Origin of the sequence: Umezawaea endophytica (assembly GCF_025061645.1) — a bacterium.
GTDB classification, from domain to species: Bacteria; Actinomycetota; Actinomycetes; order Mycobacteriales; family Pseudonocardiaceae; genus Umezawaea; species Umezawaea endophytica.
Genome location: NZ_JANYMP010000001.1, coordinates 673,712 through 687,159 on the forward strand (window position 1 = coordinate 673,712; position 13,448 = coordinate 687,159).

General features: G+C 73.0%; 14 protein-coding genes. 5 read left to right on the plus strand and 9 right to left on the minus strand.

From position 1 onward, the window contains the following. Together NZH93_RS02615 and NZH93_RS02620 are read right to left on the minus strand one after the other, a co-directional pair. The gene (locus NZH93_RS02615; RefSeq protein ID WP_259621238.1) at window positions 1-891 is read right to left on the minus strand and encodes an NAD-dependent epimerase/dehydratase family protein; all 891 of its coding nucleotides are present in this window, start codon (window positions 889-891) and stop codon (window positions 1-3) included. Continuing rightward, window positions 888-1,625: an SDR family NAD(P)-dependent oxidoreductase gene (locus NZH93_RS02620; RefSeq protein WP_259621239.1), complete on the minus strand. Its 738-nt coding sequence runs from the start codon at window positions 1,623-1,625 to the stop codon at window positions 888-890. Before NZH93_RS02620 ends, NZH93_RS02615 begins: the two co-directional genes overlap by 4 nt. A gap of 88 nt (window positions 1,626-1,713) precedes the next feature. On the opposite strand from NZH93_RS02620, the gene NZH93_RS02625 reads away from it, so the two are divergent. The 5 genes from NZH93_RS02625 (at window position 1,714) to NZH93_RS02645 (ending at window position 4,470) form a co-directional block, all read left to right on the plus strand. Next, a complete protein-coding gene (locus tag NZH93_RS02625; RefSeq protein WP_259621240.1) occupies window positions 1,714-2,343 on the plus strand; it encodes a TetR/AcrR family transcriptional regulator in 630 nt (209 codons plus the stop codon). A gap of 102 nt (window positions 2,344-2,445) precedes the next feature. Continuing rightward, complete coding sequence (locus NZH93_RS02630; RefSeq protein ID WP_259621241.1) at window positions 2,446-2,895, plus strand: YybH family protein; 450 nt, start codon at window positions 2,446-2,448, stop codon at window positions 2,893-2,895. A 41-nt stretch (window positions 2,896-2,936) separates the two neighbouring features. After that, on the plus strand, window positions 2,937-3,545 hold the full coding sequence (locus NZH93_RS02635; RefSeq protein WP_259621242.1) for a TetR/AcrR family transcriptional regulator: 609 nt from the start codon (window positions 2,937-2,939) through the stop codon (window positions 3,543-3,545). Between the two features lie 5 nt (window positions 3,546-3,550). After that, complete coding sequence (locus tag NZH93_RS02640; RefSeq protein WP_259621243.1) at window positions 3,551-4,024, plus strand: hypothetical protein; 474 nt, start codon at window positions 3,551-3,553, stop codon at window positions 4,022-4,024. A 26-nt stretch (window positions 4,025-4,050) separates the two neighbouring features. Continuing rightward, window positions 4,051-4,470 carry a hypothetical protein gene (locus NZH93_RS02645; RefSeq protein ID WP_259621244.1) on the plus strand — a complete coding sequence of 140 codons (420 nt, stop codon included), beginning with the start codon at window positions 4,051-4,053 and terminating at the stop codon, window positions 4,468-4,470. Window positions 4,471-4,481: 11 nt separating this feature from the next. Here the strand turns inward: NZH93_RS02645 and NZH93_RS02650 are convergent, their stop codons facing one another. The 7 genes from NZH93_RS02650 to NZH93_RS02680 all read right to left on the minus strand — a co-directional run bounded on the left by NZH93_RS02650 (window position 4,482) and on the right by NZH93_RS02680 (window position 13,448). Beyond that, a complete protein-coding gene (locus NZH93_RS02650) occupies window positions 4,482-7,583 on the minus strand; it encodes an AfsR/SARP family transcriptional regulator (protein WP_259621245.1) in 3,102 nt (1,033 codons plus the stop codon). A 3-nt stretch (window positions 7,584-7,586) separates the two neighbouring features. Continuing rightward, window positions 7,587-8,003: a hypothetical protein gene (locus NZH93_RS02655; protein WP_259621246.1), complete on the minus strand. Its 417-nt coding sequence runs from the start codon at window positions 8,001-8,003 to the stop codon at window positions 7,587-7,589. A gap of 160 nt (window positions 8,004-8,163) precedes the next feature. Further along, a complete protein-coding gene (locus NZH93_RS02660) occupies window positions 8,164-9,006 on the minus strand; it encodes a sugar phosphate isomerase/epimerase family protein (protein ID WP_259621247.1) in 843 nt (280 codons plus the stop codon). A gap of 14 nt (window positions 9,007-9,020) precedes the next feature. After that, entirely contained in the window at window positions 9,021-10,031 is a 1,011-nt protein-coding gene (locus tag NZH93_RS02665) for a sugar phosphate isomerase/epimerase family protein (protein ID WP_259621248.1), read from the minus strand. Beyond that, complete coding sequence (locus NZH93_RS02670) at window positions 10,031-11,425, minus strand: alkaline phosphatase family protein (RefSeq protein ID WP_259621249.1); 1,395 nt, start codon at window positions 11,423-11,425, stop codon at window positions 10,031-10,033. Before NZH93_RS02670 ends, NZH93_RS02665 begins: the two co-directional genes overlap by 1 nt. Beyond that, on the minus strand, window positions 11,422-12,582 hold the full coding sequence (gene eboE / locus NZH93_RS02675; RefSeq protein WP_259621250.1) for a metabolite traffic protein EboE: 1,161 nt from the start codon (window positions 12,580-12,582) through the stop codon (window positions 11,422-11,424). The genes NZH93_RS02670 and eboE overlap by 4 nt, the downstream gene beginning before the upstream one ends. Continuing rightward, window positions 12,582-13,448, minus strand: a complete 867-nt coding sequence (locus NZH93_RS02680) for a TatD family hydrolase (protein ID WP_259621251.1) — start codon at window positions 13,446-13,448, stop codon at window positions 12,582-12,584. Before NZH93_RS02680 ends, eboE begins: the two co-directional genes overlap by 1 nt.

Below are 13,448 nucleotides of genomic sequence, written 5' to 3' on the forward strand. Positions count from 1 at the left end.
TCAGGCGGTGGCCATGATCCGCAGCCGGGGATCGCCCACCGTCGTGAGCATGTCGGTGTGCTCGGGCCGCCACCCCAGCTCCCCGCGGGCCCGCGGCGCGCGGATGCGGCTGGACGCGGAGAGGATCAGCGCGTCGAACTCCCCCCACACGGTGACGGCCTCGTCCGGCGAGAGGCCGCGCGTCGGGCGGCCCAGGTCCTCGGCTACCGCCTGGGCGATCCACCAACCCGGCGTCTCACCGGCGACCGCGTGGTAGAGCGCTCCCGGTGACCCATTGGTGAGCGCGAGCGAGACGAGCGCCGCCACGTCGTCGACGTGCACGTTGGAGTAGGTGTTGAGGCCTTCCCCGACGTAGCAGGCGGCGCCCGTCACGGCGACCGAGCGGTAGACCTTCGACACGTGGCCGTGGTCGCCCGGCCCCCAGACCAGCCCCGGCCGGACGACCATCGCCCGGACCCGGTCGGCCGCGGCCCGCACCGCCTCCTCGACGGCGAGTCGGCGGGCGGCCAGCGGCTCGACGGTGAACGGGTCGTCCTCGGCGAAGCTGTCCTCGCTCCACCCGCCCGCCGTGCGCTGGAGGAGGACGCCGCTGCCGGACGTGAACAGGAACGTCCTCCCGGCGAGCGGGGCGAGCAGCTCCGCGACGACGTGCTCCTCGTGCGCCGCCGCCAACTGGGCGGCGAACACCACCGCGTCGGACCGCGCGGCCACCGCGACGACCTCGGCCAGTCCCCCGTCCAGGTCACCCGGCAGCGGGATGACGCCCGCCGCCAGGCTCCGGGCCGAGTCGGCGGAGCGGGCCAGGCCGGTGACGCGGTGGCCGTTCCCGGCGAGGTGGCGCGCGATCCCCCCGCCGACGAAGCCGGTGGCGCCGACGACGAGGACGTTCACGAGGGCAGCGAGCTGGGTTCGCCGCCGTTGGCCACGACGACGGTGCCGTTGATGTAGCTGCTGCCCGCGTCGACGAGGAACCGGACGACGGCGGCGATCTCCTCCGGCTCCCCGATCCGGTCGCGGAGGTTGGCCCGGCCCAGCGCGTCGACGTGCTCGCCGAGCATCGCGGTGGTGCCCGCGGTGCGGACCGGGCCGGGTGAGACACCGTTGACCCGGACACCGCTTGCCCCGAACTCGGTGGCCCACGAGCGGGTCAGCAGTTCGATGGCCGCCTTGGAGGCGCCGTACGCGCCACCGATGGGCGCCGGGGACGTCGCCGCGGTCGAGGTGATGTTGACGACCGTCCCGTGCCCCCGGCCCGCCATCGCCGGGACGAGCGCGCCGACCAGCAGGAACGGCGCGCGGGTGTTGAGGGCGAACTGCCGGTCGAAGCTGTCGGCGGTGGTGTCCGGCGTGTTGGTGAACGCGTAGACCCCCGCGTTGTTGACCAGGATGTCGACGTCGCCCGCCTCCGCGGCGAGTGCCAGCACCTCGTCGGGGTTCGTGAGGTCGGCGGTGACGAAGCGGGCGGTACCGCCCTTCGCGCCGATCTCCTCGACGAGCCGGGCACCCCGCTCCGGGTCGCGGCCGTGGGCGATCACGTCGATGCCGCCCGCGGCCAGTTCGATCGCAACGGCGCGGCCGATGCCCGCGGTGGCTCCGGTGACGAGGGCGGTTCGGGTGGTGGTCATGGGACGACCTCACTTTCTGGGTTGTTCTGTCCAGAACCGTAGGGACGAATTCTGGATTGCGCAACCCAGTCCGAGGTAGGCTGTGACCGTGACCGAGGAACCGAAGCCGCGCCGCCTGACCCCGAAGGGCCGGGCGACCAGGGACCGCATCATCGAGGCCGCGACCGAGCTGATCGCCCGCAACGGCGTCGCGGGCACCGGCATCGAGGACGTGCGCGCGGCGGCCGGGGTGAGCGGCTCGCAGCTCTACCACTACTTCGACAGCAAGCAGGCCCTGATCAGGGCGGTCATCACCAGGCAGGCCGACTCGGTCCTGCACCCCGACCAACCGCGGGTCACGGCGCTGGACAGCTTCGACGCGCTGCGCGCCTGGGCCGACGCCGCGATCGAGCGGCAGCGGGAGAACGGCTGCCGCGGCGACTGCACCCTCGGCTCGCTCGCCGGCGAGCTGAGCGTCAGCGACGAGGAGTCCAGGACCGACCTCGCCACCGGCTTCCTGCGCTGGAAGGACCTCATCCTCGACGGGCTGCGGGCCATGCGGGACCGCGGGGGGCTGCGCGCGGACGCCGACCTGGACGAACTCGCGCTGTCGCTGCTCACGGCCTTGCAGGGCGGCGTCCTGCTCTCGCAGACCATGCTCCACGTGCGACCGCTCGAAGCGGCGATGAACGCCTCGCTGGCCTACGTCCACTCGTTCGCCACGACCGCGGGCCGCTGACCCCGCACCGGGGTTCGTCTCCCCCGGCGGAGTGACTACCCGGCGTGGGGCGAACGGCAGGATGTCCGCTCAGGACGTTCCACCGATCGGGAGAACCACCACGTGACCACCACAGCCGACACCATCGACCGCTTCGTCGCGAGCTTCAACGTGCAGGACCTCGACGACACCATGTCCTTCTTCGCCGACGGCGCCGAGTACCTTCCCGGCGACGGGAAGACCCACCGCGGCCACGCCGAGATCCGCGCGGCGTTCGAGCCGATGTTCTCCGGGGCGTTCGGACTGGTCACGTTCGACGAGCACGACCGGCTCATCGACGAACCGGCCCGCCGCGCGGCCATCCGCTGGACCTGCCGCCTCGACCTCACGGCGGGGCCCGCCCGCGGCGGGAACCCGCTGCTGCGCTGGTTCCTCCTCGCCCGCTACGGCAAGCGGATCAGTTGGGAGGGCACCGACATCTTCCACTTCGACGAGGAGCAGCGGATCACCGGCAAGTACACCTACGGCGGCTTCCGCAGGCCGGTCATGCGCAAGGACGTCCCAGCGAGCTGATCCCCCTTTACAATACAGTTCTGCACTGTATTGTATCCGTCATGGACACCGACGACCGCGCCCCCGGACGACCGCGGAGCGCGGAAGCCGACGCCGCGATCCTGGACGCCGCGCTCGACCTGCTGATCGAGCGCGGCGCGGAGGCGACCAGCATCGAGCAGGTGGCCCGGCGAGCCGGGGTCACCAGGGCCACGGTGTACCGGCGCTTCCCCGACAAGGTCAGCCTGCTGATCGCCACGGTCGAGGCCGCGTACGGCGATCCCCCGCCCACACCGGACATCGTCGACGTGGAGCACCTGCTGGCCGGGTGGGCGTCCGTGCTCGCCGACCCGCGCCTGCGGCGGCTCCTGCGCCGCCTCTACGGCGCGATCGAGGACTTCCCGGACGTCGCCCGCGCCTACCAGGGCTCCCTCGGCGACCAGCGCGACCAGGCCCGCCGCGAGGTGTTCCGGCGGGCCCGCGACCTCGGGCAGTTCCCCGCGGACACCGATCCGGACGTGCTGCTGGACCTGCTCACCGGCGCGGGCTGGCAGCACCTGGCCGTCCACCCGGACACCTGCGCGGTCGAGGACGCCGAACGGTTCCTGCGCGCCGTGCTCCACCAGGCCGGGTACCGGCCCGGCGGTCACCGACGAGCGGAAGAGGAGTAGCCACCATGTCCACGGCCACCGTCGAGGCCCAGGAGCGCACCAGGGCGTTCGCCCGCGTCATCGGGCCCTACGTCGCCACCTTCACCACGTTCTACGCGTTCCGCCTGCCCGACCTGCTGGGGCTGCTCGACGACCTGCTGGCCCAACCCGTGCTGGTCTGGCTGCTCGGCGCCCTGATGCTCGGCGCCGGACTCGTCATCATCGGCGCGCACCGCAACTGGCGCGGTCCGCTCGCGGTCACCGTGTCGCTGTTCGGCTGGTTCGTCGCCGTGCGCGGGTTCCTCCTGGTCGTCACCCCCGACACGATCCGATCGGCTGCCGTCTCCACGGTCCTGTCCCCCACCGGTTTGACCCTGGCCCGCGTCTTCTTCGGCGTCCTGGCGGTGATCGGCCTCCTGCTGACCTACGCGGGCTGGTTCACCGGCGGGCGAAGCGCGGGAGAAGCCGCGGCGAAGGGCTCCTCCCTACCTTCCACGTGACTGGTCCACGAGGAAAGGTGAAACGCATGGTGGCGACGAAACGCCTGGCGGCGGCGACGTTCATGGCGCTGGCCACGGGGCTCGGGATGGTGGCGACGGCGTCGCCCGCCGTTGCCCAGACCAACACCGAGGTCTACAGCGACGACGACAACCCCGGTGGCATGGCCTGGTTCGTGGCGGAGGGAGAGCACTTCGGCGTCTGCGACCGGCAGAACGACTCGCTCGGCGTGCGCGGCAAGCTGACCTGGACGGACAGCGGCGGGTCGCACGAGCGGAAGCTCTGGCACCACAACGGTCACTGGCCCGACCGGCCGGACCTGAGCTGCTCCGAGTACACGAAGGACTTCAACATCCCCGAGGGCACGACCGTGTACCTCCAGGTGTGCCTCCAGAAGGAGAAGGGCGCCACCCTCAAGTTCTGCGACACCGACACCGGCGTCGCCTGAACCGACGGGAGCTAGCGCGGCGCGCGTGCGGCGAGGTCCTCCAGCGAGCGCGTCGCCCGCGCCGCACCGGTGACGTGCCCGGTGGCCTGCCAGATGCGCAGGGCCTCGCGCACCGCGTCCTCGGCTCGGGCGGGCCGTCCGGCGGCGATCTCCACGGCTGACGCGCTCATCAGCGCCTCGGCCTCCAGCAGCCGGTAGCCGCCCGCCCGCGCCGACTCCAGCGCACCGCGCGCGTGCTCGTCCGCCTCGACCACCCGACCCGTGGCGGCGAGCACGCGCGCCAGTGCCGCCGACGCGTCCGCGAGGTGGACGCGCAACCCGGACCGGGTGGCCGTCTCCCACGCCGACCGCAGGTGGTCCTCGGCCGCCGCGAGGTCGCCCAGGCCCTGCCGGGCCCGACCCAGCGCGATCAGCGCGCCGACCTCGACCGGGCGGTCACCGTCCTGCCGGGCGAACCCCAGTGCCTCCTCCGCCGCGTCCCCGGCGGCCCCGTACCGCCCACCCGCTTCGTGCAGCGCGCTCAGCCCGTTGAGCGCGGTCGCCTGGCCGAACCGGGAACCCAGGGCACCGAACGACTCCAGCGCGCGCAGCAGCGTCAGCTCGGCCTCCGCGGCCCGGCCGGTGCCGAGCAGGACGGACCCGAGGTCGGCGAGGTTCGCGGCCTCCCAGAAACCGAGTTCCTCCCCGCGGCACAGCGCGATCGCCTCACCCAGGCGCTCCTCGGCCTCCGCCAGCCTGCCGAGCTGCCGGTAGTGGCAGCTCAGCGAGTTCAGCGCGAGGTTCTCCCCCGACCGGTTGCCCAGCTCGCGGAACAGCTCGATCGCGCGGGAGCTGTGCTCGACGGCCTCGGTGAGCCTGCCGGTCCACTCCAGCATCGAGCCCAGGTTCGCCACGGCCGTCGCCTCGCACTCCCGCCACCCGCACGCCCGGCTGGCCAGCACCGCCTCCGTCGAGTGGTGGACGCCCTCCTCGTGCCTGCCCTCGCGGAAGTACGCGCCGCCGATGCTCAGGTGCACCAGCGCCGCGGCGGAACGGGCCCCGCGCCGCACGGCGGCGTCCAGCACGACCGGGGCCAGCTCCAGCCACTCCGCGCGCCTGCCGTGGTCGTGGAAGAACCGCCGCAACGAGTCGGTGAGGTACCACGCCCAGGGGTGCGGACCGTGCGCCGCCGCGTGCCGCAGCGCGGCGGACAGGTTCGGCACCTCGACGTCCAGCCAGGCCACCGCCTCGGCGGCGTCGGCAAAGCGCACCGGGCTGTCCGGCGCGGGCGACCCGTCCCTGGGCAGCGACACGATCCGCGCGCCCAGCAGCGCGACCGCCGCGTCGGTCGCGGCGAGGTAGCACCCGAACAGCCGCTCCCACGCGGCGGCGCGGGTGACCTCGTCCTCCTCGGTGCGGACGCGTTCCCCGGCGTAGCGCCGGACGAGGTCGTGGAACCGGAACCGGCCGGGCGTGCGCGCCTCGACCAGGTTCGCCGCGGCCAGCCCGCGCAGCCGCCGGGTCGCCTCGGCGGGCGGGACGTCCATCAGCGCGGCCGTCGCGTACGACGTGAAGTCGGGGCCGGGCACCAGCGCGAGCAGCCGGAACGCCCGGCGCTGGTCCGGTGTGAGCGCCCGGTAGGACACCGAGAAGGCGGCGGTGACCGCGCTCTCCTCGGCGCCGTCCAGGGCGAGTTCACCGAGCGGGTCACCCCGCAGCTCCGCCACGGCCGCCGCGAAGCTCGTCGTCTCGCCGATGTTCGCCGCGGCGATGCGCAGCGCGAGCGGGTGGTGGCCGCACAGCGCGGCCAGCTCGGCGGCGGCTTCCGGCTCGGCGGCGACCCGGTCGCCGCCCACCACGGCCGTCAGCAGGGCGTGCGAGTCCCGCTCGGGTAGCTGCGCCAGCGTCAGCGACCGGGCGCCGGTGCGGGCGACCAGCTCACCGAGCCGGTGGCGGCTCGTCACGAGCACCCGGCCCGACGACGGCAGCAGCGGGAGGACCTGCTCGGCGTCGCGGGCGTTGTCCAGCACCACCAGCGCCTTCCGGTCGGCCAGCAGCGACCGGTACAGCCCGCTCTGGTCGTCCTGGCCGAGCGGCACGTCCCGCATGTCCACGCCGAGCGTCCGCAGGAGCTGGGCCAGCGCCGCGGCGGGCGTCAGCGGCTCGTCGTGGGCGTGGAAACCGCGCAGGTCCACGTAGAGCTGCCCGTCCGGGAAGCGGTCGCGCGACGCGTGCGCCCACCGCACGGCGAGCGCGGTCTTGCCGACGCCGGGTGATCCGGTGACGACCCAGACGTCGCCGGGTCCGTCCAGTTCGGCCAGTTCCGCCGACCGGCCCGCGAAGCCGCGCACGTCCAGCGGCAGCTCGGCCGGGCGCGGCGCGGGCGGCTGGGGCGCGGGCGGCGCGGGTACCGGCGGCTCGTCCTCCCCGCGCAGGATGCGCTGCCTCAGGTCCCGCAACGGTTTTCCCGGTTCGATGCCGAGTTCGTCGACCAGCCGCTCGTGCGCCTGGTCGTAGGCCTCCAGGGCTTCCGGTGTGCGACCGCAGCGGTGCAGTGCCAGCACCAGCGCGGCCCGCAGCCGTTCCCGGTACGGGTTCGCGTCGACGTCCCGCCGCAGCTCGCCGGTGATCCGGGCGTGCCCGCCCACGGCGAGTTCGAGCTCGTAGAGCTCTTCGAGCACGACCAGCCTCCGCTCGTGCAGGGCCGGGCGCTCCTGCTCGGCGAGTTCCGGGCTCACCCCGCCCAGCGGGGTGCCCTCCCACAGGTCGAGCGCGGCCCGGAACAGCTCGACCGCGGCCGGACCCCCGGTGGCCCGCGCCCGTGCCGCCGTCTCCTCGAACACGTCGAGGTCGCGCTCGCCGGGCGCCACCTCCAGGACGTAGCCGGACGACCGCCGGATGATCGCGTCGGGGCCCAGCAGCTTGCGCAGGTCGGAGACGAGCACCTGGAGCCTGCCGCGCACGCTGCGCGGCGCGTGCTCGCCCCAGGTCACGTCGATCAGCCGGTCCTCCGGCACGACGCGGTTCGGGCTGAGCAGCAGCGCGGCCAGCACGGACGTCTGCTTCTCGCCACCGGGCCTGGCCGCGTCCGCGGCGCCGAGCACCGCGACCGGTCCCAGCAGGCGGTAGCGCACGGGCTACCTGAGCTCGGCCTTGGCCGAGCAGCCGGAGCCCCCGCCGGAGAAGGACACCGCGACGGCGGCCTCGTTCGTCCTGGGCAGGCTGGTGCCCGAGGGGATGGTGAAGCTGAACCGGCCCGCCGGGACGCCCGTCCTCGTCTTGAGGTAGGCCTCGTGCTCGACTCCGGTGGCGTCGACGTGCGACAGCCGGATCTTCACCGTGCCCGAGTCGCCGATGTACGGGCCGACACCGCCGCGCACAGCGGTCGGGAGGTAGGCCTCCCCGTCGGCCTCGTACGCCAGCGTGAAGCTCCCGCTGAAGGAACCGGAACGGCAGCTCCCGCTCACCTGGTTCCCCGCCGCGCCCGCCTCCGGCACCAGCACCACGGCCGCGAGCACCGCGACCACCGCGCCCTTCACCACAACTGCGCCCACCGTCGCCCCCCTGGTCGCGCGGACGTGCTCCGCGCCGATGTCCAGGAGTAGAACACACGGGGGTCGTCCGACGATCAACCGCGTCGCGACCCTGTCCGATCCGGACGCCGGGACCGGCGCGGGCGCGCCCCGGAATTCGGGGCGCGCCAACGGTGTCCGGTCAGAACCTCAGGTCGCGCAGGTACTTGTAACCCACCTCCGCCGTGACCAGCGCGTCCGCGGGCTGGTCGTTCTCCACGATGTACTCGTCGACGTGGTGGTGCCAGGTCTCGCGGAAGATCCGGCCGAAGTCGATCGTGCCCTTGCCCAGGTCGGCGAAGCTGCCGTCGGGCTTGCGGTCCTTGACGTGGTACTGCCGCACGCGCGGGAAGTTCTGCCGGAACACCTCCACCGGGTCGACCCCCGCCGTGACGACCCAGTACAGGTCGACCTCCAGGTGCACGTCCCGCCGCGACGTGCCCTTCGCGATCACGTCGATCGGGCGCTTGCCCTCCAGCACCTGGAACTCGTGCGCGTGGTTGTGGTAGCCCATCTTCAGGCCCGCCTTGCGCAGCACCTTCGACGCCGCGTCCAGGCGTTGGGTGAACGACACCCACTCGGCGAGCGTCGGGTAGTTCACGTACGGCACGTTGACGTAGGTGTTGCGCAGCGCTTTCGCGTCCGCCACCAGCTTGTTCAGGTCGCCGTCGATGCCCACGTGCGCGGACGTCGCCGAGATGCGGTACTTGCGCAGGAGCTTCGCGAACTCCTCGGCGGTGCGGCCGTAGGTCCCGGCCAGTTCCACCTTGCGGTAGCCGATGTCCGCCAACGCCTCCAGCACGGGCGCCGGGTTGTCGCCGATGACACCGCGCAGCGTGTAGAGCTGGATGCTGATCGACTCGCGCGGCACGCGGCGGCCGTGCCACCCGCCGCCGGTGGCGGACGCCGTGCCGGGCAGCGCCGCGACGGCCGCGGCCGCTCCCAGTGCGCCGAGAACTGCTCTTCTGGACGGGCTTTGCGTCATGACGCGCTGTCCTCTCAGGATTCTTCTCGGGTGGAGAACGCGGCGTCGAAAGCCGCCGCGGGCGGGTCGAACACGAGCCCCCTGATGAACTTCACGGCTTCCTCGGCGCCGCGCAGCCGGTCCATCCCGGCGTCCTCCCACTCGACGGAGATGGGTCCGGTGTAGCCGATGGCGTTGAGCGCCCGGAACGACTGCTCCCACGGGACGTCGCCGTGACCCGTCGACACGAAGTCCCAGCCGCGCCTCGGGTCCGCCCACGCGAGGTGCGAGCCGAGGCGGCCGTTTCGGCCGTCGAACCGCTTCTTCGTGTCCTTGCAGTCGACGTGGTAGATCCGGTCGGCGAAGTCGAGGATGAAGCCGACCGGGTCGAGGTCCTGCCACACGAAGTGCGACGGGTCCCAGTTGAGGCCGAAGGCCGGGCGGTTGCCCAGCGCGTCCAGGGTCTTGCGGGTCGTCCAGTAGTCGTAGGCGATCTCGGACGGGTGCACCTCGTGGGCGAAGCGGACACCGACCTCGTCGAACACGTCGAGGATCGGGTTCCACCGGTTCGCGAAGTCGGTGTAGCCGTCGTCGATCACGGCCTGCGACACCGGCGGGAACATCGCCACGTACTTCCAGATCTTCGACCCGGTGAAGCCGACGACGGTGTCCACGCCCAGCTTCGCCGCCGCGCGGGCCGTGTCGGCGATCTCGGCCGCGGCGCGCTTGCGCACGCCCTCCGGCTCGCCGTCGCCCCAGATGCGGGCGGGCAGGATGTTGCGGTGCCGCTCGTCGATCGGGTCGTCGCAGACGGCCTGGCCCACGAGGTGGTTGGAGATCGCGTACACCTTGAGCCCGTGGGACTCCAACTGCGCGAGCTTCGCGGGCACGTAGTCGGGCTCGGCCAGCGCCCGGTCGACCTCGAAGTGGTCACCGGAGCAGGCGATCTCCAGCCCGTCGTAGCCCCAGCCCGCTGCGAGGCGGCAGACCTCCTCGAACGGCAGGTCGGCCCACTGGCCCGTGAACAGGGTGACGGGTCGGCTCATCAGCGATCTCCTCTCGTGTGCACCGCGGGTGCCCGCAGTCCTTGCAGTTCCAGCAGGAAGTCCTTGACCTCGGTCGCGGCGATCCGCTCGCGCGGCTCGACGGTGGTGTCCGAGCACAGCAGGACCGGTCCGTCGGAGGGGTCGTCCGGCAGGCGGCCGTGGCTGCCCCGGACCGGGGACGGGTCGAGCGGGACCACGCTCATCGCGTACCGCAGACCCGCCTTCTTGCGCACGAGGTTCAGCCCCGCCTTGGCCTTCGCCAGCGGATCGGCCGGGTTGAAGAACAGCTCGGCCGGGTCGTAGCCCGGTTTGCGGTGGATCTCCACCCCCCGCGCGAAGTCCGGCGCGCGGTCGTCGTCGAGCCAGTAGTAGTAGGTGAACCACGCGTCGGGCTCGGCGACCGCGACGAGTTCGCCCGAGCGCTCGTGGTCGAGGCCGAACTCCGCCTGTGCCGCGCGGTCCAGGACGCGGTCCACGCCGGGCAGCGCCTCGACGACCGCCTTCGCCCTCGGCACGTCCGCCGGGTCCGCGACGTAGACGTGGGCGATCTGGTGGTCGGCCACGGCGAAGGCCCGCGACGTCCACGGGTCGAGGTACTCCATGCCCGCCTGCGAGTAGACCTCCAGCAGGCCTTCCCCGCGCAGCGCCCGGTTCACGTCGACGGCTCGGCGCGCCTCGGTGATGCCGTACTCGGACAGGGCGACCACGGTGGCGCCCGCGCCGAGCGCGTCGGTCAGCAGCGGCGCGATCTCCGCGTCCACGGCCTTCGCGGCGGCCACGGCCTGCGGGGAGTTCGGGCCGAACCGCTGGAGGTCGTAGTCCAGGTGCGGCACGTAGACCAGCAGCAGGTCGGGGCGCTGCTCGACGAGGATCTTGCGGGCGGCGCCGACGATCCAGCGGCTGGACGCGATGGACGCCGTCGGACCCCAGTACTGGAACAGCGGGAACTCGCCCAGCGCGGCCACGAGCCGGTCGTGCAGCTCCGGCGGGCGGACGTAGGCGTCGGGCGACTTGCGGCCGTCGGCGTGGTAGATCGGCCGGGGCGTGATCGTCACGTCGGTGGTCGCGCCCATCGCGTACCACCAGCAGACGTTGGCGGCGGTGTAGCCGGGGTGGGCGCGGCGCGCGGTCTCCCACAGCTTCTCCCCGCCCACCAGGCGGTTGTGCTGGCGCCACAGGTGGACCTCGCCGAGGTCGCGGAAGTACCAGCCGTTGCCGACGACCCCGTGCTCCGCCGGGGTGAGGCCGGTGAGGAACGTGGACTGGGCGCTGCACGTCACGGCGGGCAGCACCGTGCCCAGTTCCGCCTGCCAGCCCAGGCGCGAGAGGTTCGGCATGTGCGGCAGCAGCGCCGGGGTCATCCCGACGACGTCGATCACGACCAGCGGCTTCACGGGCGCGCCCCTTCCTCGACGGTGAGGTCCCGCGCGGGGACCGCGTTCTCCAGCGCTCCCAGGTGTTCGCGGGCCCAGCGCAGTTCGGCGGCGATGCCGCGGACGAGCGCGGTGTCGTCCTGGCCGACGGCGCCGGGGAGCACGCTCCACGTGTACGTCTCGACCTCCACGTGCGGCAGCGGACCGTCGGCGGCCAGCGCCCCCACGGCTTCGCGCAGCACGTCCGTGGTCGCCGACAGGGGCGCGGCGGGCCGGGCGTGCAGCGGCACGTGGAAGTGCACGCGCCACGGGTCCCGGCCGGGCAGCTCGTGGTGGGCCTGCGGCAGGTCGTCGGAGGCGAACACCACTCCCCCGCGCAGTTCGCGGACCTGGTGCAGGTAGCGGGGTTCGGTGAACGCCGCCAGCGCGCGGCGGCTCTCCGGCGAGCCGGGCCGGGTCACCTCCAGCGCCGCGGAGGCCTGCACCTTGACCACGCGCAGCCCGGCCGCGCGGATCTCGGCGACGGCGGCGGCCGGGTCGGCGAAGGACACCGCGAGGTGGCAGGTGTCCAGGCAGATCCCGACGTGCTCGGGGTCGACGCGCCCGGCGAGCCGGGTCACGGTGTCGTGCACGGTGTCCAGGACGCAGCCCGGTTCGGGTTCGACGGCCAGCGCGATCGGCCTGCCGGTCCACGCGGCCTGCGCGCGCAGCACCCGCGCCATCTCCTCGAGGGCGGCGAACGCCAGGGTGTCGTCCGACCGGGTCCACGGGGTGCGCCACCCCAGCGGCAGCGTGGAGATGGAGCCGCTCGCGGCGTCGTCGGGCAGCAGGTCGCCGAGCACGGTCGCGCAGTCGGTGGTGTAGCTCAGCCGTTCCGGGTCGGTCCAGCGCGGCTGGTACACCGAGTGCTTCACCACGGCGTCGTGGAAACCGCCGTAGGGGAAGGCGTTGAGGGTCCGGACCTCCAGGCCGCGCGCGTCGAGTTCGGCGCGCAGCCGCCGCCGGGACACCTCGTCCTCGGCGAGGCCGCGGGCCACATCCGCGGACAGCCACAGGCCGAGGCCCAGGTGGTCGACGCCGAGCAGTCGGCGCACGGGCAGGGCGAACCGGTCGAGTTGGGCGAGGACGCCGCGCAGGTCCTCGGCGGGGTGCACGTTGGTGCAGTAGGACAGGTCCATCAGCGGTCACCGCCGCCGCGCAGCACGGAGTTGCCGGAGAACGTGTCCGAGGACGCGGTGAAGCCGGGCAGGTCGTCCAGCAGGAGGCGTCCGCTCTGCCCGTAGAACTCCACCGGGTTGCGCCACAGCACGTCGTCCACATCGGACTCGCTGAAACCGGCCTCCAGCATCGCCAGTCCGGTCTTGTGGGTCTTGAGCGGGTCGGACCGGCCCCAGTCGGCGGCGGAGTTCACCAGCACCCGCTCGGTGCCGTACTCCTTGAGGAGCGCGACCATCCGGTGCTCGTCCATCTTGGTGTCCGGGTAGATGGAGAAGCCCATCCACGCGCCGGAGTCGGCGACCGCGCGCACGGTCGTCTCGTTGAGGTGGTCCACGGCGACCCGTTCCACCGGAAGGCCGGACTCCTTGACCAGGTCGAGGGTTCGGCGCGTGCCCGCCGCCTTGTCGCGGTGCGGGGTGTGCACCAGCGCGGGCAGGTCGTGCTCGACCGCGAGCTGGAGCTGGCGGGCGAACGCCTCGTCCTCCTCCGGGGTCATCGAGTCGAAGCCGATCTCGCCGACCGCGACGACGCCGTCCTTCTCCAGGTAGCGCGGCAGCACGTCCAGCACGGGCGTGCAGCGCGGATCGTTGGCCTCCTTGGGGTTCAGCGCGATGGTGCAGTGGTGGCGGATGCCGAACTGGGCGGCGCGGAAGCGCTCCCACCCGATGAGCGCGTCGAAGTAGTCGGTGAACGAGCCGACCGAGGTGCGGGGCTGGCCCAGCCAGAACGCCGGTTCCACCAGTGCGCGCACCCCGGCCGCGCGCATGGCCTCGTAGTCGTCGGTCGTGCGGGACGTCATGTGGACGTGCGGGTCGAAGATGCGCAT